Annotated in this window: 12 protein-coding genes; 4 read left to right on the forward strand and 8 right to left on the reverse strand. The window is 62.7% G+C overall.

Annotated features, from left to right (window positions below):
• Genes ACF8O8_RS07455 through pilM form a run of 4 tightly spaced genes read right to left on the reverse strand, consistent with a single transcriptional unit; the run spans position 1 to position 3614 of the window.
• Positions 1-1263, reverse strand: coding sequence for a type IV pilus secretin PilQ (locus ACF8O8_RS07455; RefSeq protein ID WP_010955626.1), 1263 nt, complete (start codon positions 1261-1263; stop codon positions 1-3).
• Entirely contained in the window at positions 1187-2188 is a 1002-nt protein-coding gene (locus tag ACF8O8_RS07460) for a pilus assembly protein PilP (protein WP_392509455.1), read from the reverse strand. The genes ACF8O8_RS07455 and ACF8O8_RS07460 overlap by 77 nt, the downstream gene beginning before the upstream one ends.
• An 11-nt stretch (positions 2189-2199) precedes the next feature.
• Entirely contained in the window at positions 2200-2736 is a 537-nt protein-coding gene (locus ACF8O8_RS07465; RefSeq protein ID WP_010955628.1) for a PilN domain-containing protein, read from the reverse strand.
• Positions 2733-3614 (reverse strand): type IV pilus biogenesis protein PilM, encoded by an 882-nt coding sequence (pilM, locus tag ACF8O8_RS07470; protein ID WP_010955629.1) that lies wholly within the window; start codon positions 3612-3614, stop codon positions 2733-2735. Before pilM ends, ACF8O8_RS07465 begins: the two co-directional genes overlap by 4 nt.
• 206 nt (positions 3615-3820) lie before the next feature.
• On the opposite strand from pilM, the gene ACF8O8_RS07475 reads away from it, so the two are divergent.
• Complete coding sequence (locus ACF8O8_RS07475; RefSeq protein ID WP_392509471.1) at positions 3821-6271, forward strand: penicillin-binding protein 1A; 2451 nt, start codon at positions 3821-3823, stop codon at positions 6269-6271.
• A gap of 372 nt (positions 6272-6643) precedes the next feature.
• Here the strand turns inward: ACF8O8_RS07475 and ACF8O8_RS07480 are convergent, their stop codons facing one another.
• The 3 genes from ACF8O8_RS07480 to rpmE all read right to left on the reverse strand — a co-directional run bounded on the left by ACF8O8_RS07480 (position 6644) and on the right by rpmE (position 9129).
• Positions 6644-7912: a malic enzyme-like NAD(P)-binding protein gene (locus ACF8O8_RS07480; RefSeq protein WP_004575488.1), complete on the reverse strand. Its 1269-nt coding sequence runs from the start codon at positions 7910-7912 to the stop codon at positions 6644-6646.
• Between the two features lie 177 nt (positions 7913-8089).
• Positions 8090-8911 carry a thermonuclease family protein gene (locus ACF8O8_RS07485; RefSeq protein ID WP_392509456.1) on the reverse strand — a complete coding sequence of 274 codons (822 nt, stop codon included), beginning with the start codon at positions 8909-8911 and terminating at the stop codon, positions 8090-8092.
• Between the two features lie 2 nt (positions 8912-8913).
• Positions 8914-9129, reverse strand: a complete 216-nt coding sequence (gene rpmE / locus ACF8O8_RS07490) for a 50S ribosomal protein L31 (protein WP_003249127.1) — start codon at positions 9127-9129, stop codon at positions 8914-8916.
• Positions 9130-9296: 167 nt separating this feature from the next.
• Here rpmE and ACF8O8_RS07495 point away from each other — a divergent pair, with 167 nt between their 5' ends.
• The 3 genes from ACF8O8_RS07495 (at position 9297) to ACF8O8_RS07505 (ending at position 14140) form a co-directional block, all read left to right on the forward strand.
• Entirely contained in the window at positions 9297-11516 is a 2220-nt protein-coding gene (locus ACF8O8_RS07495) for a primosomal protein N' (protein ID WP_010955632.1), read from the forward strand.
• Positions 11517-11703: 187 nt separating this feature from the next.
• A complete protein-coding gene (argS, locus tag ACF8O8_RS07500) occupies positions 11704-13440 on the forward strand; it encodes an arginine--tRNA ligase (protein ID WP_176684779.1) in 1737 nt (578 codons plus the stop codon).
• A 1-nt stretch (position 13441) separates the two neighbouring features.
• Positions 13442-14140: an SPOR domain-containing protein gene (locus ACF8O8_RS07505; protein WP_014859104.1), complete on the forward strand. Its 699-nt coding sequence runs from the start codon at positions 13442-13444 to the stop codon at positions 14138-14140.
• 90 nt (positions 14141-14230) lie between these two features.
• Here ACF8O8_RS07505 and ACF8O8_RS07510 read toward each other — a convergent pair whose 3' ends face one another.
• Positions 14231-14650 carry a TM2 domain-containing protein gene (locus tag ACF8O8_RS07510; RefSeq protein WP_350298473.1) on the reverse strand — a complete coding sequence of 140 codons (420 nt, stop codon included), beginning with the start codon at positions 14648-14650 and terminating at the stop codon, positions 14231-14233.
• Between the last annotated feature and the right edge of the window lie 136 nt (positions 14651-14786).

The raw sequence follows: 14786 nt of genomic DNA on the forward strand, positions 1-14786 counted from the left end.
TCAACGACTCACAGCAATCGCCTGGTCACTCATGATACGCGGAGTCAGGAAGACCAGCAGCTCGGATTTTTTCTCTTGTAATGCATCGCGTCGAAACAGCCGCCCAACATACGGCAGATCGCCGAAAAATGGCACCTTGTCGACCACATTGTTTTGCGAAGTCGAGTAGACGCCACCGATCACGATCGTTTCGCCGTCAGCCACACGAACCTTGGCATTGACCTCGTTCTTGCGAATCGGCGGTACGTTGTTCAAGGCATTGACGTAATCCGGCTCGTCCTTGGTCACCCTGACGGTCATGATCACCTTGTTGTCCGGGGTGATCTGTGGCGTTACTTCCAGCGACAGCGAGGCTTCGCGAAACGATACCGAGGTAGCGCCGCTTTGGCTCGTTTCCTGGTAAGGCACCTCGGTACCCTTAAGGATCCTCGCCGTTTCCTTGTCAGCCGTGACCACCTTGGGCTGCGAAATGATTTCGCCGTTGCCGCTTTTTTCCATGGCACTGAGCTCCAGGTCCAGCAGCACGTCACCGCGCAACAAACCCAGGCCGATACTGCTGCCGGCACGCTCCAGACCGAGGTCGACGAACAGCTCCTTGCCGGGCCGCAGTTTCTCGCCGTACAGCGGCCCACCCCAGCGTACCCCCAGGCTTTTCTCATAATCGACGTTGGCCTCGACGATACGCGCCTCGATCGCTACCTGGCGCACCGGCACATCCAACTGCGCCACCAGCTGGCGCATCTCGGCCAGGCGGTCAGCGGGCAGATGCACCACCAACGTGTTGGTGCGCTCATCGACACTCAAGCTAGCCGGAGGGATGCCGTCACCCTCCAGGCCTGCCAGCAGCAACTGCGCCAGATCGGCGGCCTTGGCGTGGTGAATGGGCAGCAGCTCCCGACGCAATGGCTGCAGGTGCGCATCCAGCGCCTGACTCACCCGGGCGTCTGCTGATTGCGCGGCAAACTCGGCTGCAGGTGCCACCAACAGCACATTGCCCTCCTGGCGCCGGGACAGGCCCTTGCTGCGCAGGACCAGGTCAAGCGCCTGATCCCACGGCACGTCCTGCAAACGCAAAGTGACACTGCCTTGTACCGCATCACTGGCGACCAGGTTGACGCCAGCGTAGTCAGCCAGCACCTGCAGCACCGCACGCACCTCAACATCCTGGAAGTTTAGCGACAGGGGTTCACCCTGGTAAGGCGTCGCCGAAGCCAGCGGGATCGACAGCAGGGTCGCCAACAGGTATTTCATCCACGTTTTCATTCGGGTCCAAGGCCTCCTTGCCCAGGCGCTTGGTGAGGGTGATGAACGCCGTGCGCTCGTGCCATACCCCCGCCATGAACAGCCGCTCACGCACTTCGACCTGACGTTGGTCTATATGCATCACTACCCCCTGATCACGCCCTACCCGGTCGCCCGGGCGTACGCGATAGAGCTTGCCAGCCGCCATCAGCAGTGCCTCGCGTGCCGCCCCGCGCGCCAGGCTGCCGACCATTTCCAGCTGCGCCAACGGCACGCCGACCAGCCCGGCGCTGGCCACTCGCGCCGCAGCGGGCGCAAACGGGTCCACTTCAGGCGCAGCCATTGCGGCCCTTGCCGGCAGGTGCGCCAGCATTGCAGGTGCCTTCACGGGCGTAGCCGTGTGATAGGCATCAACCCGCAACTGCAGGCGCAACAGTCCAGGCTGGCGATCAACGGTTGCCAGGCTCATGTCACCGCTGCGCAGAATCCGTGCCTGCCCTAACCAGTCGTCCAGCCACAGCCGCAAGGCCGGATAACGCCCCACCACTTGCACCACCAGCGGTACCTTGCTGAATCCGGCCTGTTGCTCACCTGCCTCTACATCGAGGCGTTCGACAAGCAAGCCATGTGCATGCCCCGACACTGCCAGCCGTTCAAGCAGGTCGCTCATGCTCTCCCCGGCGGCCAGATACCAGTGCGCCTCTTGCAACCGCTGTTCGGCAATCACCACTAAAGCCTTCAGCCGCTCCAGTTCGGCCAACTGCGCTGCATTGGCTGCCTGCAGCTGGTTCAACTCGACATGCCTGGCATCCTCCCGCGCCTGCTGCTGTAACAGGGCAGGCAGGCGCATCGCGCAGCCCAGGCTGAACAACACAACAGCGATCAGCGCTGGCGCCAACCGTCGGAAGCGGCCTGAGCCCTCGACCACCGCCAGCCAAGCGAGCATCTGCGCTGGACTCACGACCAGAACGCCGCAACGCGAGCGGTGAGCAGAAACTCATCGCCGTCCGGCAGGCTCTTGATGCGCTTGAGCTCCAGATCGAGCAAAACGTTCGAGCGGTTCAAGTCGCGCATGAACTGCGCCACCACTGCACCGGACGCAGCCAACCCTGTCACCTGCAAGCGGCCACTATCAAGGCTCAGGCCGATTAGCTGCACACCTTCAGGCAACGCCCCTTCAAGGTCGGCGAAGACACCGGCCAATACACCCTGATGGGCGCGCAGGCCCTCCAGGGCCACCGCACGGGCAAGTAGCGCTTCATGCTGTGCACGCACTTCGGCCAGCGGCTGCAACTGCTCATCCTGTATATCAAGGGTCGCTTGGCGCTGGGTATTGGCCAGCACCTGCTGCTGCCCGCGTTGGCGGGCCAGCTGATCGACCAGCATCACGGCGCACAAAGCCAGGAGTGCGCCAGCAATCAACTGGCCTCGAAAGCGCCGCAGCGCCGCCTGACGCTGCCGTTCGCGCCAGGGCAGAAGGTTCAGCCGCATCATGGGCGCAGCCCTCCCAAGGCCAAGGCGCAGGCCAGGAGCATCGCCCCATCGACATGTTCCAGCCCTGCCAGCCCAGGCAGGTAGGTGCACGGCACATTCAGCCGGCTGCCCAAGGCTTGTAGCCAGCCCGGATTGATCGATGAGCTGCTGGCAACCCACAACCCCGCAGGCCGGCTCTGCCCGACCAGTAAAGCCTGGAGACGCTCTGGCCATTGCCCGTTCATGTCCGGGCCAGTCGTTTGCAGCTCACAGCGCTGGTACGCCCTGCCCGGCTGCCAGTCATGAAGGGTTACGCTGCGGTTTTCGACACGCAGCAGCGCTGCTCCCTCAAGGCCACCCTGCGGCAACATGCGGCACAAGGCAATGTTGTCGACCTCGACGGCCTCCAACTGCAAGCCCGCCTCCTCGACGACGGCTTCGAGTGACGCCAGCGCACTCTGCCGACAGGCTGCAACCATTACCTCGGAGCAACCTGGCTGGTCATGGGAAGCCCCCATGACCTGAAAATCCAAGGCCAGGTCTTCCAGCGGAAACGGAAACAGCCGCTCTGCATCGGCAAGCAGCTGTGCCTCCAACTGCGCCCCGCTCTGCTCCACCGGCAGATGGCACAACTTGCAGATAACCTGACTGGCCGGCAATGCCAGCGCTACCCGGCGTTGCCTGAGGCCGCTGCGCCGGTAAGCTCGCTGCAGCGCAGCCACCACCACCCCAGGCGCCTGAGCCCAGTCATCGGCCAGCGGCGCCTGAAACAGCTCTTGTGCTGACCCCATCACACGGCAGCGTCGATTGCGCTGCTGCAGTTGCATGATCCGAACGGCGTCGGGCGTAATTTCCACCCCCACGAGTGAACCGGCATCCTTGCCGAAGCGTCCAAACATCGCGACTCCTTTGCTGTCTGTTACAGCTGCCAAGCGCAGCCACCTGTCGCAACCCCGCGGCAACACTGGGCCAGGGCTACCCATCGACTCGACGAGTAGCCTGGCCGGTCACCCGGAAAGGCGAAAAATGCTTATAATGCCCAGCGTTTTTTGGTCCACCGGACCTGCGTGCAATCCACTCCCAACCTGGACACCGAAAAGCCTTGATACGTCTGCTGAAGTTCTTCTGGTGGTCTTCCGTCGCAGTCATCTGCGCGCTCGTACTCGGTGTGAGCGGTGCGTTTCTGTATCTTAGTCCCAGCCTGCCCTCGGTCGAGTCCCTCAGAAGCATCCAGTTGCAGATCCCCCTCAGGGTGTACAGCAGCGATGGCAAGCTGATTGCCGAATTCGGCGAAATGCGCCGCTCGCCGATCCGCTTCGCGGAAATTCCCCCACAATTCATTCAGGCGCTGCTGTCAGCCGAGGACGACAATTTCCTCAACCACTACGGCGTCGACCCCAGCAGCCTGATGCGCGCAGCAACCCAGCTGGTGAAAACCGGTCATATCCAGACCGGCGGCAGCACCATCACCATGCAGGTGGCGAAGAACTTCTTCCTCACCAGCGAGCGCAGCTTCTCACGCAAGACCAACGAAATCCTGCTGGCCCTGCAAATCGAGCGTGAGCTGACCAAGGACGAAATCCTTGAGCTGTACGTGAACAAGATCTACCTGGGCAACCGCGCCTACGGTATCGATGCAGCAGCACAGGTGTATTACGGCAAGTCCATCCGTGACGTGAGCCTGGCGCAAATGGCGATGATCGCCGGCCTGCCCAAGGCACCGTCGCGCTTCAACCCGCTGGCCAACCCGGTGCGCGCCAAAGAGCGCCGCGACTGGATCCTTGGGCGCATGTACAAGCTAGGCAAGATCGACCAGGCCAGCTATGAGGCCGCCCTGGCCGAGCCGCTCAACGCCAGCTATCACGTGCCGACGCCTGAGGTGAATGCCCCGTACATCGCCGAAATGGCCCGCGCGGAAATGGTCGGCCGCTACGGCAGCGACGCCTACACCGAAGGCTTCCGCGTCACGACCACCGTGCCTAGCGACATGCAGGAAATGGCCAACAAGGCCGTCCTCAAGGGCCTCTCCGATTACGATGAGCGCCACGGCTACCGTGGCCCTGAAGCACGCTTCCCGGGCCGCACCCAGGCAGCGTGGCTGCAGGAGCTGGGCAAGCAACGCACCCTTGGCGGCCTGGAGCCAGCCATTGTCACCCAGGTGGAACACACCGGCCTCAAGGTGCTGACCCGTGACGGCCAAGAGGCGCAGGTTGCCTGGGACACCATGAAATGGGCGCGCCCGTTCATCAACAACAACGCCCAGGGCCGTTCACCGCAATCACCGGCCGACGTGGCCCAGGTCGGTGACCTGGTGCGCCTGCAACGCCTTGACGATGGCACATTGAAGTTCAGTCAGGTGCCCGTTGCGCAGAGTGCCCTGGTCACCCTCGACCCGAACAACGGCGCCATCCGCGCCCTGGTCGGCGGTTTCTCGTTCGAACAGAGCAACTACAACCGCGCCGTGCAGGCCAAGCGCCAACCGGGCTCGAGTTTCAAACCCTTCATCTACAGCGCAGCGCTGGACAGCGGCTACACCGCTTCCAGCCTGGTCAACGATGCGCCGATCGTGTTCGTTGACGAGTCGGTGGATAAAGTGTGGCGACCGAAGAACGATACCAACACCTTCCTCGGCCCTATCCGCATGCGTGAGGCGCTGTACAAGTCACGTAACCTGGTGTCGATCCGCCTGCTGCAAGCCATGGGCGTGGACCGCACCATCGACTACATCGCCAAGTTCGGCTTCAACAAGCAGGACCTGCCGCGCAACCTGTCGCTGGCCCTGGGCACCGCCACCCTGACCCCGATGGAAATCGCCACCGGCTGGAGCACCTTTGCCAACGGTGGGTACAAGATCACCCCGTACCTGATCGAGCGCATCGAGAGCCGCAGCGGCGAGACACTGTTCACCGCCAACCCGGCCCGCGTACCGCAAGGTGCCCAAGACCAGGCGGGCCTGGCCGCACCCGAGCAGCCAATCAGCACTGCGGCCATGCCAGGCGAAGCACCTTCTGCCTTCAGCCAGGTGGCCGCGGCATCGCAAGCGCCGGCAGTGGCCGAACAGATCATCGACGGGCGTACCACCTACATCCTCACCAGCATGCTGCAGGACGTGATCAAGCGCGGCACCGGCCGCCGGGCGCTGGCCTTGGGCCGCACCGACCTGGCGGGCAAGACGGGTACGACCAACGAATCCAAGGACGCCTGGTTCTCCGGTTACAACGCCGATTACGTGACTACCGTTTGGGTCGGCTTCGACCAACCGGAAACCCTCGGCCGCCGCGAATATGGCGGGACTGCGGCACTGCCGATCTGGATGAACTTCATGGGCGCGGCGCTCAAGGACAAGCCTGCGCATGCCCCGGCAGAACCGGAGGGCATTCTCAGCTTGCGCGTCGACCCGGTCAGCGGGCGCGCGGCATCGCCGAGCACCCCGAATGCCTACTTCGAGCTGTTCAAAGCCGAAGATTCGCCGCCGTCGGTGGACGAGCTGGGCAATGGCGCGGCACCGGGCAGCCCGCTGCCGGCGGATGAAGCGGCACCGATGGATTTGTTCTGAAGCAGGGCGTTCGGCTCAGGTTTTACGTGGGCGCGTAAATCGAGCGCCGCCCGCGCGGCGCATCGCGAGCGAAGCTCGCTCCTACATTTGTTTCGGGCCGGTATCGCCTGCACCAACGCACGCGACCGCCTTGTTTGCCCGACACAATATCGAGGTGGACGCCAGGGGGCCGCGCGCTTCTATTTCAGGAATAACTGGCCCGAAACAAATGTAGGAGCGAGCTTCGCTCGCGATGCGCCGCGCGGGCGGCGCTCGATCTCATAGGCGCCAAAAATGTTGTGACAAGCACCTTGCAGCCCTGACACATTCTCAAGCCCCAACAAAAAGCCCCAGCTCATGCGAGCCGGGGCTTTTTTTTGTCGCTTGCGGCGATCAGCCGTTGAACACTTCATCCACGCTGGTCAGCGGGTAGTGCTTCGGATATGGCAGGGTAGCCACGCCGGATTCGATGGCAGCCTTGGCCACAGCATCGGAAACGACGGTGATCAAGCGTGCATCCAGCGGCTTCGGAATGATGTACTCACGGCCGAACTCTAGGCCTTCAACGCCATAGGCTTCGCAAACTTCCTTCGGCACTGGCAGCTTGGCCAGGTCTTTCAGGGCGATAGCGGCAGCGATCTTCATCTCTTCGTTGATACGCTTGGCGCGAACGTCCAGAGCACCACGGAAGATGAACGGGAAGCCCAGTACGTTGTTGACCTGGTTCGGGTAGTCGGAACGACCGGTCGCCATGATCACGTCGTTGCGAGTGGCGTGCGCCAGCTCTGGCGAGATTTCCGGGTCCGGGTTCGAGCAGGCGAACACGATCGGGTTGGCAGCCATCGACTTCAGGCCTTCCGGGCTCAGCAGGTTCGGGCCAGACAGACCTACGAACACGTCGGCACCGTCAAGGGCGTCGGCCAGGGTGCGCTTGTCGGTCGCGTGGGCGAACTGCGCCTTGTACTGGTTCAGGTCGTCACGGCCAGCGTGGATCACGCCACTACGGTCGATCATGAAGATGTTCTCGACCTTCGCACCCATGCTTACCAGCAGCTTCATGCAGGAAATGGCAGCAGCGCCGGCGCCCAGGCAGACGATCTTGGCTTCTTCCAGTTTCTTGCCGGCGATTTCCAGGGCGTTGATCATGCCAGCGGCAGTCACGATGGCAGTACCGTGCTGGTCATCGTGGAACACCGGGATGTCGCACTGTTCGATCAGGGTACGTTCGATTTCAAAGCACTCAGGTGCCTTGATGTCTTCAAGGTTGATGCCACCGAAGGTGATCGAAATGCGGCGAACGGTGTCGATGAACGCTTGCGGGCTTTCCGACTCGACTTCGATGTCGAACACATCGATACCGGCGAAACGCTTGAACAGAACACCCTTGCCTTCCATGACCGGCTTGGAAGCCAGTGGGCCGAGGTCACCCAGACCGAGGATGGCAGTGCCATCGGAAATCACCGCAACCAGGTTGCCTTTGCCGGTGTATTTGTAAGCCAGCTCTGGATCACGGCCAATTTCGCGCACCGGCTCTGCAACACCTGGGCTGTAGGCCAGGGCGAGGTCACGGGCGGTGGCAGTGGGCTTGGAGAGTTCAACGCTCAGTTTCCCCGGACGAGGTTGAGCGTGATATTCGAGAGCGGCGGTTTTCAGGTCTGACATGGTGGGCATTCCGCTATTTACTGTTCTGACGGACCGCCGAGGATACGCAAAGAGCCGGGGAGCCACAAGACTGGCCGGTCACTTGTGTCAAGGCCTTTAGCCTACGACTTTACGCTACAACCCACGGGGCATACGACCAACAGTGTGTACAATCCAGTAGCGAAATGTCTACATCTTTTAGCCTGAAATGCGCTCCAACATGCTCGGATCGGTCAATGGCAACACCCAGCGTCGCTGCCCGGGCTTGAGGCCACCCCTGCGGGAACGATCCAGCACCCAGCCGCGCGCTTCGACCTGGCGCCCCTTGAGGTTATCGAAGAAGCTGGCGGGGAAGTTGCGCTGCAGACGAGCGGGAACCTGCAGCACCAGGGTACTGCCCAGGGTCAGCCAGACCCCACCACGATTTCGCTCGATACCTTCGATACGACCACGCACAACAGCGAAACCTGACTGCCTGACATCGCTTGCAGCCACTACGGGCGAATGCCGCCACAGGCCAACGCCGGCCTGGCGCGCAGCTTGTTCGGCAAGCTGCTGACAACCGCTGAGACGTACATTAGGGGCAATAGCCACGCGGTAGCCCAAGCCCTCGCTAAGCAATTGCGCTTCCAGATTGTCGCCATTGCGGCTGTAGATATGCGCCAGTGTGCGACCGTACTTGTCTTTACCTTCAACACCAGGCACCAGCCCGACGCGATCGTCATTGGCCTTGACCAAGGCCTGCAATCGCCGCCTGGCAGCTTCGGCATAGGGCTCACTGGTACGTCCCTTGCGACCCATTTCCGGGGCATTGATACCGATCAGCCGAACGCTGCGGCCATCGACCAGACGCAAGGTGTCGCCATCAACCACCTGTCGTACCGCTACCCATTGGGGCTTGTCCGGCTGTGGGCAGAACGCCAGGACCGGGAAATGCCAGATAACGCCCACAAAAAAGGCGCCCACAAGGGACGCCTTCTTCAGCAACAATGCGAAACCCGAAGGATTCGCCATGCGCATGATTACTTCTTGGCACCGAACATGCCGAAGCGATCGGCGAACTTCTGTACGCGACCACCGGTGTCCAGAACTTTCTGCTTACCGGTGTAGAACGGGTGGCACAGGTTGCAAACGTCGATCGACAGGACGTTGCCCAGGGTCGAACGAGTTTCGAACTTGTTACCGCAGCTGCAGGTGACTGCAACTACTTCGTAGTTCGGGTGGATACCTTCTTTCATGGTCACTTCCTCGAGCTGCGTGCCGCCACCCAACACCAATTGTTGAATACCGCACGTAATTAGGCGGCGAATAATACCAGAGCACACCGTCAGCGCAAGATGTCGCTTGCACCGACCGTCGTCTGCTAGGCTCGCCAGTCCTTGTAACGCCCTCCGAGACTTTCCGCGTGTCCGACGTCATCCTGCGCCTTGCCCTGCCCTCCCCGCTGCGGCGCCTGTTCGACTACAAGGCGCCGGCGAGCATGGCGCGCCTGACCTTGACCCCAGGCATGCGCATCCGCGTGCCCTTTGGCCGCCGCGAAATGATCGGCGTGCTGATAGAGGTGTGCACGCAGAGCGAAGTGCCCGCCGACAAACTGAAGCCTGCCAGCGCCCTGCTCGACCCGGTGTCCCCCATCCCCGCGTCGCTGTTCAAGTTGTGCCTGTGGACCGCCCAGTACTACCAGCACAGCCTGGGCGATACCCTGAGCTGGGCGCTGCCCACGCTACTGCGCCAGGGCGAAGCCGCCGAAATGCGCCAGGAACGCTTCTGGCACATAGCCCCTGGCGCCCGCCTGGAAGACCCGCGCATCGCCCGCGCACCGCGCCAGCGCGACGCCCTCAAGACCCTGGCCCAGCACCCGCACGGCGTGGCCCACAGCCTGCTGGCCAAACTCAACCTGAACAAGGACAGCCTCGACCTGCTGCTGGCCAAGGACCTGGTACAGATCGAGACGCGCCGCCACTTGCCGGCACTACGTCATGAGCACTGGCTGGCACAGCCGGAACTGCCGCTCAACGAAGAGCAACGCGAAGCCTTCGACGCCGTGTGCGAGGGTTTTGGCGGTTTCGGCGCGTTCTTGCTGGCCGGCGTCACCGGCAGTGGCAAGACCGAGGTCTACCTGCAACTGATCCGCGAAACCCTGGAAGCCGGCAAGCAGGCGCTGGTGCTGATCCCGGAGATCAACCTCGGCCCGCAAACCCTGGCCCGCTTCGAGCAACGCTTCAACGCGCGCATTGCCCTGCTGCACTCTGCGGTAAACGACCGCGAACGCCTGGATGCCTGGCTGGCGGCACGGGACGGCGAGGCCGATATCATCATCGGCACCCGCTCGGCATTGTTCACGCCGATGAAAAACCCCGGCCTGATCATCATCGACGAAGAGCACGACGGCTCCTATAAACAGCAGGAAGGCCTGCGGTACCACGCCCGCGACCTGGCGCTGGTACGCGCTCACCAGGAGAACATCCCGATCCTGCTCGGTTCCGCCACACCGTCGCTGGAAACCCTGCATAACGCCCTGACCGGCCGCTACCGCCTGCTGCGTATGAACCAACGCGCCGGAGGGGCACGCCCGCCGCGCATGCTGCGCCTTGATGTGAAGAGCCTGCCACTGGACAGCGGCATCAGTGGCCCGCTGCAGCAGGCTATCCGACAGACCCTGGAGGCTGGCCAACAAGTGCTGGTGTTCCTCAACCGCCGCGGCTTTGCCCCAACCTTGCTGTGCCACGATTGCGGCTGGCTGTCCGAATGCCCACGCTGCGATGCGCGCATGACCGTGCACCAGCGCTCCGGCGTGCTGCGCTGCCACCACTGTGGCTATGACGAACGCCTGCCGCACCAGTGCCCGCAATGCAACCACGTCGACCTGCGCCCGGTCGGTGCCGGTACCGAACGCGCCGAAGAGCGCCTGAAGGTGCTGTTCCCGGATTACCCGATCCTGCGCGTGGACCGCGACAGCACGGCGCGCAAGGACGCCATGCACAACCTGTTCAGCACCATCCAGCGCGGCCAGCCGAGCATCCTCGTCGGCACCCAGATGCTCGCCAAGGGCCACCACTTCCCGCGGGTGACCCTGGTGGCCATCCTTGATGCCGATGGCGGGCTGTTTTCCGGTGACTTCCGCGCCAGCGAGCGCATGGCACAACTTATCGTACAGGTGGCCGGGCGGGCCGGGCGGGCCGAAGAGCCCGGCAAGGTCATCATCCAGACCCACCTGGCCGACCACCCACTGTTGGTCCAGCTAACCGAGCAAGGCTACTTCGCCTTCGCCGAACAGGCCCTGGACGAACGCCGAGCCGCCGGGCTGCCGCCCTACTCGCATCTGGCCTTGCTGCGTGCCGAAGCACACAAGCCGGGGCAGGCCGAAGGTTTCCTCGACGAAGCCTGTGCCGCCGCCGAGCGCCTGGTGGCCGAACAGCGCCTGCCGGGTATCGAACTGCTGGGCCCGGTACCGGCGCCCATGGAGCGCCGCGCCGGACGATTCCGCGCACAATTGTTGATACAGGCCAACACCCGGGCGCCGTTGCATCGACTGATCAGCGCCTGGTTGCTAGTGTTGGAACAGTTGCCGAGCGGGCGCCAGGTGCGCTGGTCGCTGGATGTCGACCCGGTAGACCTGTATTGAGCTGCAAGCTGCGAGTTGCCAGCGGCAAGCAAGCGCCGGGCGGGTGCGATGCCGCTTTTTCTTGCCGCTTGTGGCCCCCAGCTTGCCGCCCAAAGGTTGGCAACCTGCTCCCGGCAACGGATAATGCCCAGTTTTTCCACCTGCGCATCCAGGCGCTCACCGCGCTTGCGGTCGAAAAGAGATCCCCATGAAAGACACCATTCGCCAGCTGATCCAGCAAGCCCTCACCCAACTCGTCACCGACGGTGTGCTGCCTGAAGGGCTGTCGCCGGCGATCCAGGTGGAAAACGCCCGGGACAAGACCCACGGCGACTTCGCCAGCAACATCGCCATGATGCTGGCCAAGCCGGCCGGCATGAAGCCGCGCGACCTCGCCGAAAAACTGATCAACGCCCTGCCGGCCAGCGCCGACATCAGCAAGGTCGAGATTGCAGGCCCCGGCTTCCTCAACTTCTTCCAGAACACCGACGCCCTGGCCAACCGCCTGGATGCCGCCCTGGCCGACGCCCACCTGGGTGCGCGCAAAGCCGGCCCGGCGCAAAAGGTGGTGATCGACATGTCGGCACCCAACCTGGCCAAGGAAATGCACGTCGGCCACCTGCGCTCGACCATCATCGGTGACAGCGTTGCGCGCGTGCTGGAGTTCCTGGGCGACAACGTCATCCGCCAGAACCACGTCGGCGACTGGGGTACCCAGTTCGGCATGCTGATGGCCTACCTGCAGGAAAACCCGATCACCAGCGACGAGCTGTCGGACCTGGAAAACTTCTACCGCGCGGCGAAGAAACGCTTCGATGAATCGGAAGAGTTCGCCACTCGCGCCCGCGGCCTGGTGGTCAAGCTGCAAGCCGGTGACCCCGAGTGTCTGGCCCTTTGGACACGCTTCAAGGACATCTCGCTGTCGCACTGCCAGAAGACCTACGAGCTGCTCAACGTCAAGCTGACCATGGCCGACGTGATGGGCGAAAGTGCCTACAACGACGACTTGGCCAACGTGGTGGCCGACCTCAAGGCCAAGGGCCTGCTGGTCGAAGACCAGGGCGCCCAATGCGTGTTCCTCGAAGAGTTCAAGAACAGCGAAGGCGACCCTCTGCCGGTGATCGTGCAGAAGGCTGACGGCGGCTATCTGTACGCCACCACCGACCTGGCTGCCGTGCGTTACCGCAGCAACGTGTTGAAGGCTGACCGCGCACTGTACTTCGTCGACCAGCGCCAGGCCCTGCACTTCAATCAGGTGTTCGAAGTGGCCCGCCGCGCTGGCTTCGTCAGCCACCCGATGCAAATGGAGCACATGGGCTTCGGCACCATGAACGGCGCCGACGGCCGCCCGTTCAAGACCCGTGACGGCGGCACCGTGAAGCTGATCGACCTGCTCACCGAGGCCAAGGAGCGCGCCTACGCGCTGGTCAAGGAAAAAAACCCGAGCCTGGCCGACGACGAACTGCGCCACATCGGCGAGGTGGTGGGCATTGGCGCGGTGAAATACGCCGACCTGTCCAAGCACCGCACCAGTGACTACAGCTTCAACTTCGAGCTGATGCTCAACTTCGAAGGCAACACCGCGCCTTACCTGCTGTACGCTTACACCCGCGTAGCCGGCGTGTTCCGCAAGCTGGGCAAAGGCTTTGACGAAGTCGACGGCAAGATCGTGCTGCAAGCTGCCCACGAGCAGGACTTGGCCGCACGCCTGGCGCAGTTTGGCGAAATCCTCAACAACGTCGCCGAAAAAGGCACGCCGCACGTGCTGTGCAGCTACCTGTACGACTTGGCCGGCCTGTTCTCGAGCTTCTACGAGAACTGCCCGATCCTCGCTGCCGAAACCCCTTCGCAGCAGCAGAGCCGGCTGCGCCTGGCCGCCCTGACTGGCCGCACCCTCAAACAAGGTCTGGAACTGCTCGGCCTGGAAACCCTGGAGCGCATGTAAGTTGGCTGCCAAGAAAAAACCTGCCCCGAAACGCGGCGCCAGCCGCCAGACGGCACCGGCCAAACAGCCGATCCCCGGCTGGGTATGGCTGGCGGTCGGCCTGACCGTAGGCGCGTTCATCGTGTTCCTGATGAAGCTCGAACCCGGTGGCGATGACATCAAGCGCACCAAGCCCGAGCAGGAGAAACCGGCGAAAGCGGCCGAAGCCGGCAAGCCCGCGCAAGCCACCCCGCAACAGCCGGTGAAGCCGAAGTACGACTTCTACACCCTGCTGCCGGAGTCTGAGGTGATCGTGCCGCCGGAAGCCGTACCGGAGAAAACCCCACCGGTGCCGGCCCAGCCAGTAACCCCGGTAACACCAGCAGAAGCGGCGAAAATCGACACGGCGAGGGCCCAGGCAGCGTTGCTCGGCCAGACCCCGCCACCGCCACCACCCGTGATCAAGCCGGCGGCGACCACGCAGTACTTCCTTCAGGCCGGCTCGTTCCGCAAGCAGGCCGATGCCGACAAGGTACGGGCACAGATCATCCTGCTGGGCCAGTCCGTGAAAGTGGAGTCGGGCACGGTCAAGGATGAAACCTGGTACCGCGTGCTGGTTGGGCCATTCAGCAACCGCGAGCAGTTGACAGGGGCACAGAAGCAGCTGGCTGGGGCCGGGTTCAGCAACCTGTTGCTGCAACAGCGGCAGACCCGTCAGTAACGAAGAAGGCCTTGCCGCAGCGATGCGACAAGGCCTTCTTTATATGGACAGCATTGCCCGTGAAGGGGCTGTAAAGCAGCCCCGCCACCGTCAGCCCCGCCCCGCATTCCTTTCGGACACCTGGCTGTTCAACGTCCAGAAGTCATACAGCACCCCCACCAGGAACAACCCGCCGGTAAAGAAGTAGATGATCGCGGTGATCCACTTGCCCTGATACAGCCGGTGCAGGCCAAACACCCCCAGGAAGGTCAGCAGGATCCAGGCGATGTTGTAGTCGATACGCCCGGACTGAAACCTCAGGTCGGCTTCACGGTCCATGGACGGGATCAGGAACAGGTCGATCAACCAGCCAATGCCCAGCAAGCCCAAGGTGAAGAACCAGATGGTCCCCGTAATCGGCTTGCCGTAATAGAAACGATGGGAACCGGTGAAGCCGAAAATCCATAGCAGGTAGCCGATGGCTTTGCTGTGGGTGTCGTGAAAGGGCACCCCCTGTTGATAACTGTTCATTCATAGCCCCCGTGGGTTATCCGAAAATTTTCTAAGAAAAAATGTGACTTTTTCGTCGCAAGCCGACATACGGCGCCTGGCAATCGACCAACGGATCAATAACTGATCAAAAAGCTGTTATAAAGTTGCGCGCCAA

This window comes from Pseudomonas sp. TYF_14, assembly GCF_043105275.1.
Classification (GTDB): Bacteria; Pseudomonadota; Gammaproteobacteria; order Pseudomonadales; family Pseudomonadaceae; genus Aquipseudomonas; species Aquipseudomonas alloputida.

Bases quoted from the DNA above. Each gene is read 5' to 3' on its own strand.
- pilM (WP_010955629.1), bottom strand. From the start codon at position 3,614: ATGTTTGGACGCTTCGGCAAGGATGCCGGTTCACTCGTGGGGGTGGAA.
- ACF8O8_RS07510 (WP_350298473.1), bottom strand. From the start codon at position 14,650: ATGAACAGTTATCAACAGGGGGTGCCCTTTCACGACACCCACAGCAAA.
- argS (WP_176684779.1), top strand. From the start codon at position 11,704: ATGAAAGACACCATTCGCCAGCTGATCCAGCAAGCCCTCACCCAACTC.
- ACF8O8_RS07455 (WP_010955626.1), bottom strand. From the start codon at position 1,263: ATGAAAACGTGGATGAAATACCTGTTGGCGACCCTGCTGTCGATCCCG.
- ACF8O8_RS07465 (WP_010955628.1), bottom strand. From the start codon at position 2,736: ATGATGCGGCTGAACCTTCTGCCCTGGCGCGAACGGCAGCGTCAGGCG.
- ACF8O8_RS07485 (WP_392509456.1), bottom strand. From the start codon at position 8,911: ATGCGCATGGCGAATCCTTCGGGTTTCGCATTGTTGCTGAAGAAGGCG.
- ACF8O8_RS07480 (WP_004575488.1), bottom strand. From the start codon at position 7,912: ATGTCAGACCTGAAAACCGCCGCTCTCGAATATCACGCTCAACCTCGT.
- rpmE (WP_003249127.1), bottom strand. From the start codon at position 9,129: ATGAAAGAAGGTATCCACCCGAACTACGAAGTAGTTGCAGTCACCTGC.
- ACF8O8_RS07460 (WP_392509455.1), bottom strand. From the start codon at position 2,188: ATGCTCGCTTGGCTGGCGGTGGTCGAGGGCTCAGGCCGCTTCCGACGG.